The sequence below is a fragment of the Kitasatospora sp. NPDC004799 genome, from assembly GCF_040609095.1.
In the GTDB taxonomy this organism is placed as follows: Bacteria; Actinomycetota; Actinomycetes; order Streptomycetales; family Streptomycetaceae; genus Kitasatospora.
On the sequence record NZ_JBEXJK010000205.1, the window covers coordinates 1 to 14,534 of the forward strand.

Annotated in this window: 5 protein-coding genes and 1 pseudogene; 3 read left to right on the top strand and 3 right to left on the bottom strand. The window is 76.2% G+C overall.

The window, feature by feature from the left end; genetic code table 11:
• The 3 genes and pseudogenes from ABZW03_RS24030 to ABZW03_RS24040 form a co-directional block, all read left to right on the top strand.
• Positions 1 to 214, top strand: a pseudogene (locus ABZW03_RS24030) (heavy metal translocating P-type ATPase); the annotation flags it as partial.
• A 70-nt stretch (positions 215 to 284) separates the two neighbouring features.
• Positions 285 to 1,190 (top strand): siderophore-interacting protein, encoded by a 906-nt coding sequence (locus ABZW03_RS24035; RefSeq protein ID WP_355261851.1) that lies wholly within the window; start codon positions 285 to 287, stop codon positions 1,188 to 1,190.
• A 113-nt stretch (positions 1,191 to 1,303) separates the two neighbouring features.
• Positions 1,304 to 3,220 carry a cellulase family glycosylhydrolase gene (locus ABZW03_RS24040; protein ID WP_355261853.1) on the top strand — a complete coding sequence of 639 codons (1,917 nt, stop codon included), beginning with the start codon at positions 1,304 to 1,306 and terminating at the stop codon, positions 3,218 to 3,220.
• A 16-nt stretch (positions 3,221 to 3,236) separates the two neighbouring features.
• On the opposite strand, the gene ABZW03_RS24045 is transcribed toward ABZW03_RS24040, so the two are convergent.
• The 3 genes from ABZW03_RS24045 to ABZW03_RS24055 all read right to left on the bottom strand — a co-directional run bounded on the left by ABZW03_RS24045 (position 3,237) and on the right by ABZW03_RS24055 (position 14,500).
• Positions 3,237 to 3,767 (bottom strand): GNAT family protein, encoded by a 531-nt coding sequence (locus tag ABZW03_RS24045; protein ID WP_355261855.1) that lies wholly within the window; start codon positions 3,765 to 3,767, stop codon positions 3,237 to 3,239.
• A gap of 102 nt (positions 3,768 to 3,869) precedes the next feature.
• Positions 3,870 to 5,339 (bottom strand): condensation domain-containing protein, encoded by a 1,470-nt coding sequence (locus ABZW03_RS24050; RefSeq protein WP_355261857.1) that lies wholly within the window; start codon positions 5,337 to 5,339, stop codon positions 3,870 to 3,872.
• Positions 5,336 to 14,500 (bottom strand): MupA/Atu3671 family FMN-dependent luciferase-like monooxygenase, encoded by a 9,165-nt coding sequence (locus ABZW03_RS24055; RefSeq protein WP_355261860.1) that lies wholly within the window; start codon positions 14,498 to 14,500, stop codon positions 5,336 to 5,338. Before ABZW03_RS24055 ends, ABZW03_RS24050 begins: the two co-directional genes overlap by 4 nt.
• Positions 14,501 to 14,534 lie beyond the last annotated feature (34 nt).

Sequence of the window (14,534 nt, forward strand, 5' to 3'; positions counted from 1 at the left end):
GCTCAGCGCCCCGCGCCGCCGGCCGGCTCGTCCGGGTCCAGCGGGTCGGCCGCCGCCGCCCTGGAGACCGCCGACGCGGTGATCGTCCGCGACGAACTCGCCCCCCCTCCCGCTGCCGCTGGGCGTGCTCGGCCACGAGGGGTCGACCGTCATCGTCGGGCTCAACGGCCTGCGGCTGCTGCGCGAGTCGGCCTGGACCGGGGGCCGGTCGTAACGGCCGGAAAGTGGGTGTTCTCGGCGTGAATCTTAGGTTAGCCTCACCTAAGTTGCGGTGCGCGCCGAGGGTGTTACGGACCGGCGCGACCGCGGCGTTCGCCCGTTCCGCCGGTAAGGAGCCCGCCCTGTCCACCGTCACCGCCCCCGCCCGCTTCGCGCTCTTCCCGCTGCGCGTCGCCCGCACCGCGACCCTCACCCCGCACCTGGTCCGGATCACGCTCACCGGTGAGAGCCTCACCGGGTTCGTCAACGGCGGCCTCGACCAGCGGATCAAGCTGCTGCTGCCGCTCGCCGGCCAGTCCGAACCGCTGGTCCCGCCCGGCGACGGCGACTTCGGCTGGTACCGCAGCTGGCGGGAGATGTCGCCGGAGGTGCGCCCGGTGCTGCGCACCTACACCGTCCGGGGGCAGCGCCGCGACCCGGACGAGATCGACATCGACATCGCCGTGCACGGGGACACCGGCCCGGGCTCCCGATGGGCCGTCAACGCCGCACCGGGGGACCGGGTGGTGGTCTGCGGGCCGGCCGTCGAGCAGGCCGGCGGCGTCGAGTTCCGGCTGCCCGCCGAGGCCGACTGGGTCCTGCTGGCCGGGGACGAGTCGGCGCTGCCGGCCGTCGCCGCCGTCCTGGAGGAGCTGCCCGGGCACCTGCCGGTCCGGGTCTTCGCCGAGGTGGACGGCCCGGCGGAGGAGGCCTACCTCCCGACCGGCCGCCCCGGCGTCGAGACCGTCTGGCTCCACCGCGGCGCCGGCGCGCCGGGCCTCACCGAGGCGGTGCGCGCCGCCGAACTGCCGGGCGGTTCGCCGTACGCCTGGATCGCCGGGGAGGCGGCCGCGGTCCGCGCACTGCGCCGCCACCTGGTCGGCGAGCGGGGGATGGACCGGCGCGCGGTCTGCTTCATGGGCTACTGGCGCACCGGGCGCACCGAGGACCAGCGCGCCGAGGACGGCCCGGGGGAGGGTGCCGAGGACTGAGCGGAGCCGCGACGCGCGCCCTTCCCGAACATGAGGATCCGTCATATTGTCACTCCTCGCCGACGGTGCCGTACGCGCCGGGTGACGGCCCGAGCCACCTCACCACAGCGGGGATGACGATGAAGAGTCTCGCGGCGCGACTGCTCGCCCTGGTCGCGGCCCTGCCGGTGCTCGCCGTGCTGACGGCGGGCCCCGGGGTCGCGGCGCCGGACGACGGGGGCGGGGCCCGGCCGGCCGCGTCCTGGACCGGCCCGCTGAGCACCCGCGGGCGCTACGTCGTGGACGCCGACGGGAACCGCTTCAAGCTGAAGTCCGCCAACTGGGCCGGAGCCCAGGGCACCTGGCAGGGCAGCGGGAGCGCCGACGACCCGGCCAACAACCAGGCCGGGCAGGTGTCGCACAACATCCCGCTGGGCCTGGACCGGGTGCCGGTGGCCCGGCTGCTGGCCGACTTCCACGAGCTGGGCGTCAACAGCATCCGGCTGCCGTTCGCCGACGCGATGATCCACGACACCGCCCCCGTCCCGGACTCCGCCGTCGCCGCCAACCCGCAGCTGCGCGGCCGGACCCCGCTCCAGGTCTTCGACGCCGTGGTCGCCGCGCTCACCGCCGACGGCTTCGCGGTCATCCTCAACAACCACACCACCGGCTACCGGTTCTGCTGCGGCCTGGACGGCAACGAGCGCTGGAACAGCGGCCAGTCGACGGCCCAATGGGTGGACGACTGGCTGTTCATGGTGAACCGCTACAAGGCCGACAAGCGGGTGGTCGGCGCCGACCTGCGCAACGAGGTCCGCCGGGACGTCTGGGACGACCCCAACTGGGGCCTCGGCGACGCCCACGACGCGTACGCCGCCTTCGAGGAGGCGGGCAACCGCATCCTCCAGGCCGACCCGGACCTGCTGGTCGTCATGGAGGGCATCAACTGGTACGGCGTCCCCGCCGCGGGGTTCAGCCACGGCCGCCCGATGCTCACGCCGGTGCGCACCCTCTCCCACTCCCTGGTCGACTCCGGCAAGCTGGTCTACTCCGCGCACTTCTACGGCTACACCGGCCCGGCCAACACCGGTGCGGGCAGCGGCCCGGGAGCCACCGACGACCCGCGGTACCAGGACTTCACCCCCGAGCAGCTCGCCCAGGTGGTGGACGACGAGGCGCTGTTCGTCACCCGGGCCGGGCAGCACTTCACCGCCCCGGTGTGGATCAGCGAGTTCGGCGCGGGCGGCCGGGGTTCGACGGACGCGAAGGAGCAGGCCTGGCTGCACGCGTTCACCGACGTCCTGGCGCGGAACGACACCGACTTCGCCGTCTGGCCGCTGGTCGGCTGGGCCGACACCGCCGGCCGGCCGCTGGACACCTGGGCGCTGCTCTCCTACGGCCCCGACGGCCGGCGCACCGGCCTCACCGACCCCGGCGACTGGCGGGCCGCCGACTGGACCCGACTGGTCGGCGCCCCGGCGGCGAGCGGCCCGGTGCCCGCGGTGCGCCACTGGAACATGCTCGCCCTCGACCACGCCGACCAGAACCTCTCCCGGCGGATGCTCGCCCGCCCGGACTGGAGCGTCGGCAACCGCAAGGGCGACTGCCCGGACGGCCAGCGCCTGACCGCCCTGGCCCGCGGTGACAGCCGGGCCCTGTGCACCGACGCGGGCGGGCCGGCCGTCGGCGGCGGCGAGTGGACCACCGTCACCGACGAACGCTACGTCACCGAGGGGGACTGGGCGTCCGGCTACGACAAGCTCCAGTGCCCCGACCGCACCTTCGCCGTCGGCTACAGCGTGCGCAACGGCGCGATGGCCGCCCTGCTCTGCGCCCCCGCGGCGGCACCGCTGCCGCTGACCGGCCGCACCCTCTGGTTCGACCGCGGCGACAACCGGCCCGCCACCGGCGGCTCGGTGGCGAGCGACTGGGCGCCGGGCCGCTACAAGGGCCAGTGCGCGGACGGCGAGTACCTGGCCGGCGTCGCCTCCACCTGGCAGCGCCTCCAGTACGGAGCCCCGGCGGCCCTGCTCTGCCGCCCGCTCGGCTGACCCGGCGGCCCGGCCCTCAGCGCCGCCACTCCTCGGACAGCAGGCCGAGCACCACCTGGTCCACGAACCGCCCGTCCGCCCAGGCGGATCGGCGCAGCCGCCCCTCGACGGTGAAGCCGGCCGCGGCGGCGGCCCGGAGCATCGGGGTGTTGTCGGCGAGCGTCTCCAGCTGGAGGCGGTGCAGGCCGAGCAGGGGGAAGGCGTAGTGGCCGAGCACCCGCAGGACGTCCGGGGCGAGTCCGCGCCCCCGGTGGCCCGGCCGCAGGGCGAGGCCCACGTGGGCGCTGCGGTTGTGGGCGTCGATGCCCCACAGCAGGGCCTCGCCCGCCAGCTCCCCGGAGGCCGTCTCGACCACGGAGAAGCAGGCGGCCTCGTCGGACGGCCCGGGGACCGCGTACGGGGAGTGTGCCGAGCCCGGCGGGACGGGCCGCCAGGGCCGGGAGTCGGCCCGCGAGCGGGTCGCCACGTCGTCGTACAGCTCGGCCAGCAGCACCGGGAGGTCGGCGTCGTGACGGGCCCGCAGGGTGATGTGAGTGCCTTGTAACATGTCACATGTCTATCACCGTCGGCCGACCGGCGACCAACGGGTTTCCCGGGGCCCCGGTGGGCGGGGGTGCCGCCCACCGGGAGCCCGCCGGGGCCCGGCGGATCAGCCGAGCGGGACCGCCAACTGCCGGGCCAGGTCCGCCACCAGGGCGTCCAGCCAGCCCCGGACGGTGTCCGGGTCGAACAGGTCGGCGTCGTACTCGGCGAGGCCCGCGTAGCCGTCGGCGTCCGGGGTGAGGGAGAACGCGAAGTCGGCGCGGGCGGACGGGCCGGGGATGTCCTCGATCCCGACGGCCAGGCCGGGGAGGTCGAGGGCGATGGCCGGGGTGCTCTGGACGGCCAGCAGGATCTGCGGGTGCCAGGCGGGCAGCGGGAGGCCCCGCTCCCGCAGCGCGTCGACCAGCAGGCCGAAGGGCACCACGGAGTGGTCCAGGCCGGAGCCGATCGCGGCGGCGGCGCGGTCCACCAGCTCCCCGAACCCGGCGTCGGCCCGGCTGGGCACCAGGACCGGCATGCTGTTGGTGAGCAGGCCGACCACCCGCTCGTCGGCCGGCCGGGTGCGGTTGGCGTTGGAGATCAGCAGGAACGTCTCCGGCGCACCGCTGAGCGAGCCGAGCAGCCGGGCGAACGCGGCCACGATCACCGCCGAGGCGGTGGTCGAGCGCCCGGCGGCGTAGCGCCCGACCGCCTCGCCCAGCGCCGCCGGGATCCGGAACGCGGCGGTCTCCCCACGCCCGGAGCGCCGCTCGGGGCGCGGCCGGTCGGTGGGCAGGTCCACCGCGAGCGGGGCGCCGCTGAGCGCCCCGACCCAGTGGTCGACGGCCGCCGCGACGGCGTCCCGGGTGACCACCGTCCGCTCCCAGCAGGCGTAGTCGGTCATCCGCCCGGGCTCCTCCGGCAGCGGCCCGCCGGTCCGGTAGAGCGCGCCCAGGTCGTCCAGCACGGTGGCCAGCGACCAGCCGTCGACCGCGATGTGGTGGATGAGCAGCAGCAGCACCCACTCCTGCTCCGCCGGGCGCAGCAGCCGGGCGCGCAGCAGCGGGGGCGCGGCCAGGTCGAACGGGCGGGCGACCTCGGCGTCGAGGGCCGCGGCGAGCGCCGCGTCCCGTTCGGCGGGCGCGAGCGCGCGCAGGTCCTCGACCGGGACGTCCAGCGGGGTGGCCGGCAGCACCTGCTGGAGCACCCCGAGCTCGGTGTCCACGAAGCGGGTCCGCAGGCTCTCGTGCCGCTCGACCACCGCCGTCAGCGCGGCGGCCAGCCGCTCGGGCTCCAGCGGGCCGCGCAGGGTGATCCGCTGGGTGATGTTCCACACCGCCGGATCGGCCGAGCCCGCGTGGGCCCGGCACATCCGCCGCTGCCCCACCCCGGCCGGCGCGGCGGCCAGGGCGGCCCCGGCGCCGGTCAGGGTGGTCAGCAGCCGGTCGCGGTGCGCCCGGACCAAACCGGTGACCTCCTCGTCCATCGCCCCGGCGGGGGCCAGGTAGCCGAGCCGGTCGCCGGTGGTGCGCAGCACGATCTCGCGTTCGTCGAGCAGCTTGAGCAGCTGCTCCCAGCCCTCCTCCGCGGCGCTCACAGGGTGCCCTCCTCGTACGCCGGGGCCGGGGCCTGCTCGACGGCCGGCCGGTGGGCGGCCATCGCGCGGACGGTCGGGCGGCGGAAGAAGTCCAGCACGCCGATCCGCAGGCCGGTCGCCTCGCGGACCCGGTTCAGCAGCCGGGTGGCGGCCAGCGAGTGCCCGCCCAGGTCGAAGAAGGAGGTCTCCACCCCGGCCGGGCGGCCGAGTTCCTCCTCCCAGAGCCGCTGCACGGTGCGCTCCAGCTCGGTGGCCGGGGTGGCCTCCGGCTCGTCCGCGCCGAGCGGGCGCGGCTCCGGCAGGGCGGCGGTGTCCAGCTTGCCGTTGGTGTTGAACGGCAGGGCGTCGACGGCGGCCCAGAGCCCGGGCACCATGTAGTCGGGCAGCAGGTCGGCCAACTCGTCGCGGACCCGGGGCAGTTCGGCGGCCGGGCAGCCGACGTACCCGGCGAGCACGGTGCCCGCCGCGGTGCGACGCGCCGTCACGGCGGCGGCGCGCACGCCGGGCACGCGGGCCAGCACGGTCTCGATCTCGCCCGGCTCGACCCGGTAGCCGCGGACCTTGACCTGGCGGTCGGCCCGGCCGAGGTACTCCAGCCGGCCGTCCGGCCGCCACCGGCCGAGGTCGCCGGTGCGGTAGCGGCGGCCGTCGGGGGTGTCGGTGAAGACGGCGGCGCTCTCCTGCTCGCGGCCGGGGTAGCCGATGCCGACCTGGACGCCCAGGACGTGGATCTCGCCGACCGCTCCGGCCGGCACCCGGCGTCCGGCGGCGTCCAGCAGCACGATCCGGCTGCCCGGGGTCGGGCGCCCGATCGGCGCGTACTCGGGGCCGTCCGGGTCGAGCTCGCCGGCCGTCACCGCGTGGGTCTCGGTCGGGCCGTAGTGGTTCAGCAGCCGGCAGCCGGGGTTGCGGTGCAGGAAGGCCCGCAGCCCGGGGGTGAGCAGCAGCTGCTCGCCGCCCGAGATCAGCTCCCGCAGGTGCGGCACCGGCTCCTCGCCGAGCGCCTCGACCAGCGCGGCCAGCGGCGTGTACGGCAGGTGGAGCCGCTCGGCCCGGGTGGCCCGGACGACGGCGGCCAGCGCCGTCACGTCGTAGCGGGTCTCCTCGTCGATCAGCAGCAGGGTGCCGCCGCCGGCCAGCGTGGTCAGGATCTCCTGGACGCTGACGTCGAACCCGCAGGAGGCGTACTGGAGCGTCCGGGCCGCCGGGTGGCCGGCGACGTTCCAGGCCACGAAGTGGGCCAGGCCCAGCGAGTGCATCAGCACGCCCTTGGGGCGGCCGGTGGAGCCGGAGGTGTACAGCAGGTAGGCGGGCGCCCGGTCGGAGGGGGCGGGCAGCGGGGGCAGCTCGGCGGGGGCGGCGCCGGCCGGGGCGGTGCCGGTGAGCACCGTCGGGACGGTCAGCCCGAGCTCCGCCGCGGCGTCCGGCGAGGTGGTGAGCAGGACGGCCGGCGCGCTGTCCTCGACGATCAGCCGGCAGCGCTCGGGGCCCTGCAGCACGTCGACCGGCACGTGGACGGCGCCCAGGCGCAGCACGGCCAGCAGCGCGGCCACCTGGTCCACCGAGCGGGGCAGCAGCACGCCCACCCGGCCGCCCTCGCGGACGCCGGCCGCCAGCAGCCGGCCGGCCAGCTCGTCCGCCCGGGCCAGCAGGGTGCGGTAGTCCGTTTCGGTGCCGTCGGCGGTGACCACCGCGGTCCGCTCGGGCCGCTCGGCGGCGGTCGCGGCGACGGTGGCCAGCGGGTGCTCCGGGGCCCGGGCGGCCTCGGGGCCGTGCTCCAGGGCGGGGTCGGCGGGGGCCGCGGTCAGTTCGGCGAGCGGGCGCCGCGGGTCGGCGACCGCGGCGGTGAGCAGCCGCTCGAAGGCGCCGAGCAGCCGGTCGATCGTGGCCCGGTCGAAGAGGGTCTCGGCGTACTCCACGTGGCAGCGGATGCCGTCGGGCAGGCTGGTCAGGAAGAGCGTCAGGTCGAAGGCGGCGCGGTCCGGCACGTGGTCCAGCGGACGGGCGGTCAGCCCGGGCAGGTCCAGCTCGAAGACCGCGTGGTTCTCGAACTCGACCATGACCTGGAACAGCGGGTTGCGGCTGGTGTCGCGCTGCGGGTTCAGCTCCTGCACCAGCACCTCGAAGGGCAGCTGCTGGTGCTCGTAGGCGTCCAGCGCGGTGGAGCGGACCCGGCCCAGCGCCTCGGCGAAGGCCGGCTCGCCGGAGAGGTCCAGCCGCAGCGCCAGGGTGTTGACGAAGAACCCGACCAGGTCCTCGGTGCCCTCGGCCCGGTTGGCCACCGGGGTGCCGAGCACGATCTCGTCCTGGCCGGCGTACCGCTGCAGGACGCCGGCGAAGCCGGTGAGCAGCACCATGAACAGGGTCGAGCGCTGGGTCCTGGCCAACTCCCGCAGTCCGTCGGCGAGTTCGGCGGGCAGGTGGTGGACGAAGGCGCGGCCGCGGCCGTCCGGCACGGCCGGGCGCGGCCGGTCGGTGGGCAGGGCCAGCACCGGCAGGTCGCCGCCGCCGAACACCTTGCGCCAGTGGGCGAGGCTCTCGTCGTACTCGCCGGCCGCCACCCGGGCCCGCTCCCGGGCGGCCTCGGCGGCCGGGCCGGTGGCGAGCACCGGCAGCCGGGCGGCCCGGTCCTCCTGGGCGGCCAGGTACAGCTCGCCCAGCTCGCGGGTGATCACCACGGTGGACAGGGTGTCGATCACGATGTGGTGCATCGACAGGACCAGGACGTGCCGGTCGGCCGCCTGCTCCAGCAGCAGGGCCCGGAACAGCGGGCCCTCGGCCAGGTCAAAGCGGTGCGCGCCCTCGGCGGCGACCAGGTCGGCGACGGCGTCCCGGGCCGCCGGGTCGGCCGTGACCCGCTGCAGCACCGGGCCGGCGGGCGGAGCCAGCACCTGCTGGAACGGTTCGCCGTCCTGCTCGCGGAAGACGGTGCGCAGCGCGACGTGGCGCTCGACCAGCCGGCGCAGCGCGGTGTCCAGCGCCCGCGGGTCGAGCGGCCCGTCCAGGGCGATCGCCTTGACCTCGTTGTACTGCCCGCCGTCGGGCAGCATCCGGTGCAGGAACCACATCCGCTGCTGGGCGTAGGACAGCGGGGCGCCGCGCAGGGTGTCCCGGCGCAGCACGTCGAGCTGCGGCAGGCCGGCCGCGACCTGCTCGGGGGAGAGCCCGAAGTCGACGAAGGCCGCGATCTCGTCCGCGCCGGCCGCCCGCAGCTCGGACAGCACCCCCTGGACGCTCTCCGGGGTGCCGATCAGCGCGCGGGAGGCGCAGTAGCGCTCGTACGCGCGCTCCAGCACGAACTCCAGGTCCTCCTCGCGGGCGTTCTCGTAGTCCAGGGTCAGGCCCAGGCTGTTGGCCATCTGCCCGAACAGCGAGAGCGAGGAGCGGAGGTAGTTGCAGAACGGCCGGTAGGCCTGCTCGCGGGCGGTGGCCAGGTCGGTGCCCAGGTAGGTGTGGACCAGCACGACCACCCGGCCGGCCTCCGGGTCCAGGCCGTGCTCGGCCCGGGTGCGCCGGTAGACCGCGATGTTCTCGGCCAGCTGGGCGACGTCCTGGGTCATCAGGTTGGTGATGACGCCGAGGTCGTTGCGGGCCGCCTCGCGGAAGCTGTCCGGGTTGCCGACGATCGCGGTGAACATCGGCGGCAGCTCCTGCAGCGGCCGCGGGTGCAGGGTCACCTCGATCGGCTCGCCGTTGCCGTTGCGGCCCTGGTACGGCTCGCCGCGCCACAGCGAGCGGACGGTCTCGATCTGCCGGTGCATCAGCTCCTTGTGGCTGCCGTAGCGCTTCGGGAAGAACAGGAAGTCGTTGGGGTGCCAGCCGCTGGCGCAGCCCAGGCCGACCCGGCCGCCGGACAGGTTGTCGACCACCGACCACTCCTCGGCCACCCGCACCGGGTGGTGCAGCGGCAGCACGGCGCAGCCCGCGTTCAGCCGGATCCGGCTGGTCTCCCGGGCCAGGGCGGCGGCCAGCACCGAGGGGTTGGGGAAGATGCCGCCGAAGGAGTGGAAGTGGCGCTCGGGCAGCCAGACGGAGTGGAAGTCGTGCCGGTCGGCGAAGCGGGCGCTCTCCAGGACGATCCGGTACTTCTCGTCGTCCGGGGAGTCCAGCGGGTAGTCGCCGAAGAAGTAGAGGCCGAAGTCCACCGGCCGCTGCGGGTCGCTGACCGGTTCGTAGGCGAGGGCCTCGGCGGGTGCGCGGACCACGGCCTCGGCGGGCACCGGGAGTTCGGCGGCCGGCCGCGGGGCGGGCAGCCGGACCCCGGGCGAGGCGGGGAAGAAGCCGCCGCGCCGCAGGTCGCGCAGCGACTCGCGGACCGCGTCGATCACGAACTCCAGGTCGCCGTCGGTGTGGGCGGTGGAGAGGAAGAAGTTGCGCCACTCCCACACGTAGACCCCGCGGGTCAGCAGGTGCGGGAAGAGCAGCTCCATGTCGGCCCGGGGCTCGAAGCGGAAGAGCGAGCCGAAGTGCGCCAGGCGCAGCGGGAACTCCTCCTCCTCGAAGAAGCCGTTCAGGGTGGCCGCCAGCTCGTCGGTGCGGGCGTTCAGCCGCTCCTGGAGGCCGGGGCCGGCCGCCTTGAGGTGGCGCAGCACCGCGCCCGCGGCGGTCATCGCCAGCGGGTGCTGGATGTAGGTGCCGCCGAAGAAGGTGGTGTCCTTGGGCGGGTAGCTGTCGTCCCCGTAGTCCCAGTGCCCGCCGTCGATCCCGTCCAGGATGTCGGCCCGGCCGGCGATCGCGCCGATCGGGTAGCCGCCGCCGAGCACCTTGCCGTAGGTGGACAGGTCCGGGGTGACGCCCCAGAAGCCCTCGGCGCCGCGCAGGTGCGGCCGGAAGCCGGTGAGCATCTGGTCGAAGAGCAGCACGATGCCGAGCCGGGTGGTCAGTTCGCGCAGCGAGCGGACGAAGTCGACGGGCTGGCGGCCCGGGTGGCGGCTCTGCACCGGCTCGACCAGGACGGCGGCGATCCGGTCGCCGTGCTCCTCGATGACCTTGAGGCTCTCCGGGTCGCCGTACCGCAGCACCAGCAGGTCCGCGACCGCGCTGCCCGGGATGCCGGTGGACACCGGCACGGTCTCCCGGTCGGCGCCGTGGCCCAGCGTCCGGCCCAGGGTGTGGTCGAAGTGGCCGTGGTACGAGCCCTCGAACATGACGATCTTGTCCCGGCCGGTGTACGCGCGGGCCAGCCGGATCGCCCCGGCGTTCGCCTCGGTGCCGGAGTTGGCGAAGGCGACCCGCTCGGTGCCGGTCAGCTCGGCCAGCAGCTCGGCGGCCTCGCCGGTCTCCGGGCCGCGCGGGCCCAGCCGCAGGCCGGAGGAGAGGTGCTCGCGGACGGCCTCGGAGACGAACTCCGGGTCGTGGCCGAAGAGCAGGACGCCGAAGCCCATGGTGATGTCGACGTACGGGTTGCCGTCGACGTCCTCCAGCCGGGAGCCCCGGGCCCGGCGGGCGGCCAGCGGGTAGAGCATCTCCTTGGTGCCGGAGCGGAAGCCGACCACGGCGCGGCTGTCCGCCAGGGTGCGGCGGTGGCGGCGGGTGATCGCCTTGGAGGCGGTGGTGCGGGCGGTGAAGCGGGCGACCAGCTCGTCCACGTGGGCGCGCTGCTGGTCGGTCAGGCCGCCGGAGGCCATGCCGGACTCGCGGGAGACCGTCACCCGGGGGCCGTGCACCTGCGGGGCGGCGGGGGCCTGTGGGACGGCGGGGGCCTCGGCCGGGGCCGGGCCGGCCGGGCTTTCCGCGGCGGGGGCGACGGCGGGGGTCGGGACCGGTGCGGCGGCCGGGGGCAGGGCGGCGGGCGCGGCCGCCGGGGGCAGCGCGGGTGCGCCTCCGGCCAGCAGGCCGAGCTGGTCGCGCATCAGGTCGGAGAACTGGCCGAGCAGCGCGAGCTGGCGCTCGATCAGCCCGGTGCCGTCGGTCACCGGGGCGGGCGCGGCGGGGGCGTACGGGGCGGCGGGCGCGGCGGGGACGGGCTGGGGCGCCGGAACCTGGACGGCCGGGGCAGCCGGGGCGGCCGGGGCAGCCTGGACGGGAACCGGGACCGGGGCCGGAGCCGCGGGCACCACGGGCGCGGGCTCGGGCACGGGTACGGCCGAGGGCGCGGGCTCCGCCACCGGCTCCGGCTCGGCGGCCGGCAGCAGCGCGGCCAGCACCGCCGGCTCCAGCCGGGAGGCGATCAGCCCGGCCAGCCGGGCCGGCGTGTCCGCCGCCTCGAACAGCTCGCGCATCGACACCCGCACCCGGAACGCGCGCTCCAGGTCGCGGATCATGTTGATCATCGAGAGCGAGTCGGCACCCAGGTCGAAGAACGGCTCGTCGGCGCCGACCGAGGCCTCGTCGTAGCCGAGCTGGCGGGCCGTCCGCTCGACGACCTGCCGCAGCACGGCCTGCTCGGCGAGCTCCTCGGGGCTCGGCGTCGGTGCCGAGACCGGCTCGGCGGCCGGCACAGCGGCCGGCGCGGTCTGCTGGGGTGGGTCCTGGCGCATGGCGGGGTCCTCGGTGGTCGGCCGGTCGGGGGCGGTGAACCAGTGGCGGCGGCGTCGGTAGACGGTGGTGGGCAGCGGGACGCGGCGGGCCGGCCCGTCCGGCCAGTCCCGGGCGGCGGCGAACCGGGCCCAGTCGAGCGGGACGCCGTGCGACCAGAGCGCCGCCGCGGCCGCGTCGAACTGCTGCTCCGGGGAGGCGCCGCGCCGGCCGCCGGCGACGAAGTGGCGCTCCGGCAGCTCCCGGCGGCCCATGCCGGTGAGCGTCGGGTGCGGACCGATCTCCAGGAAGACCTCGTGGTCCTGCCCGTCCAGCGCGGCGAGGACCTGGTCGAACCGGGCGGTCTCCCGGGTCTGCCGGAGGAAGTACCCGGGCGTCGGGACGGTCCCCGGTGCCAGCACCTCGCCGCCGAGGTTGCTGACCAGCGGGACGGCCAGCGGCCGCAGCCGCAGCCGGGCCAGCTGGTCGCGGAACGGGTCGAGCATCGGGTCGAGCAGCCGGGAGTGGAACGCCCGGTCGGTGGCCAGCCGCTCGGTGGACACCCCGTCGGTGGCCAGGACGGCCTCGGCGGCGGCGATCTCGCGCGCCGGGCCGGCCAGCACGCACTGGCCCTTGCCGTTGACCACGGCCAGGTCCACCCCGGGCAGCCAGTCGCCGAGCCCGGCCAGCCGGTCCGGGCCGGCCGAGACCACCGTCATGGCACCCGGTTCGGTCAGCCGGTGCATCAGCCGGCCGCGCAGCGCCGTCAGGAACATCCCGTCCGCGAGGTCGAGCGCGCCGGCCGCGTGGAAGGCCGCGTACTCCCCGGCGCTGTGCCCGGCGACGGCGGCCGGCCGGATGCCGAGCTCCTGCCAGAGCCGCAGGTAGGCGGCCTGGAGGGCGAACAGCGCGGGCTGCGCCGCCTCGGTGGTCCAGGTGTCCTCCGTCCCCGGCGGTGCGGGGTCGAGCAGCAGCGGGAGCAGCGGCTCGCCCCAGTTCTCCCGGTGCAGCCGGTCGCACTCGTCCAGGACGGCCCGGAAGGCCGGGAAGGCGCGGTGCAGCTCGGCGGCCATGCCCCGGTACTGGGCGCCCTGGCCGGTGAAGAGCAGCACCGGCCGGACCTCGCCGCGCCCGGTCTCCCGGTGGGCCGCGCCGGCCGTGGACCGGCCCGCCAGGAAGGCGTCCAGGCCCTTGCGCAGGGCGGCCGGGTCGGGCCCGGTGACGGCCAGTCGGTGGCGCAGCGCACGCCGGCCGGCGCCGAGGGTGAGCGGCAGGTCGCCGGGGGCGAGGGCGGGTGCGGCGTCCAGCCGGTCGCGGACCAGCGCGGCCAGCTCGGTCAGGCCCTCGGCGGTACGGGCCGACAGCGGCAGCACGGTCGGGGCCGGGCGCGGTTCGACGGCCGGGGCCTCGGGGGCCTGCTCCAGCACCAGGTGGGCGTTGGTGCCGCCGACGCCCAGCGCGCTGACCCCGGCCCGGCGCGGGGTGGGGCCCTGCGGCCAGTCCCGGCGGTCGGCGGCCAGCACGAACGGGCTGTCGGCCAGCTCCAGCGCGGGGTTGGGGCTGGTGAAGTTCACCAGCGGCGGGATGGTGCCGTGCCGCAGCACCAGCAGCGCCTTGATCAGGCCCGCCATGCCCGCGCAGGTGTCCAGGTGGCCGATGTTGGGCTTCACCGAGCCGAGCGAGCAGAACCCGGCGGCGTCGGTCCGGGCGCGGAACGCCTGGGCCAGCGCCCGGAACTCGATCGGGTCGCCGAGCGGGGTGCCGGTGCCGTGGGCCTCGATGTAGCCGATGCTCTCGGCCGGTACGCCCGCCAGGTCCAGCGCCCGGCCGACCACGGCCGACTGGCCGTCCACGCTGGGCGCGGTGTAGCCGACCTTCCGTCCGCCGTCGTTGTTGACGGCCGAGCCGAGGATCACCCCGTGCACGGTGTCGCCGTCCGCCAGCGCCCGGTCCAGGCGCTTGAGCAGCACGGCGGCGACGCCGTTGCCGCCGACGGTGCCGCCCGCCGCGGCGTCGAAGGCCCGGCAGGCGCCGTCGGGGGAGAGGATCGACCCCTCCTCGTAGCGGTAGCCGGCGGCCTGCGGGATGTGCAGGGCGGCGGCCCCGGCCAGCGCCAGCTCGCAGTCGCCCGCCAGCAGCGACTGCACGGCCAGGTGCACCGCGACCAGCGAGGTGGAGCAGGCCGTCTGCACGCCGATCGCCGGACCGGTGAGGCCCAGCCGGTAGGCGACCCGGGTGGCGGCGAAGTCCGCCTGGTTGCCGATCGCGGTCTGCAGGGCGGCCACCGGCTCGGCCGGGTCGGCGGTGGCGGCCAGGGTGTGCTGGTAGTAGTTGCGCAGCGCGTACAGGGTCATCCCGGTGCCGGCGAAGACCCCGACCCGGCGCTCCGGGTCCGGCGCGTCGTAGCCGCCGTCCTCCAGGGCCTGGCGGCAGATCTCCAGCAGCAGCCGCTGCTGGGGGTCCATCAGCGCGGCCTCGGCGGCGCTGATCCCGAAGGCCTCGGCGTCGAACTCGTCGACGCCGGTGAGCGCCCCGGTGACCGGGACGAAGTCGGGGTGGCGGTACTCCTCCGGGCGCAGCCCGGCCGCCGCCAGCTCCTCCTCGGTGAACCGGGTGGTGCTCCGGACGCCCTCGACGATGTTGCGCCAGTACTGCTCGGGGGTGTCGGCGCCCGGCAGGCGCAGCGCCAGGCCGACGATCGCCACCCGGCGGTCGTCGGCCGGACCGGCGGCGGTGGTG

What these genes read in the sequence shown, in the direction of transcription:
- ABZW03_RS24040 (WP_355261853.1), top strand. Translation starts at nt 1,304, where the DNA reads ATGACGATGAAGAGTCTCGCGGCGCGACTGCTCGCCCTGGTCGCGGCC.
- ABZW03_RS24045 (WP_355261855.1), bottom strand. Translation starts at nt 3,767, where the DNA reads ATGTTACAAGGCACTCACATCACCCTGCGGGCCCGTCACGACGCCGAC.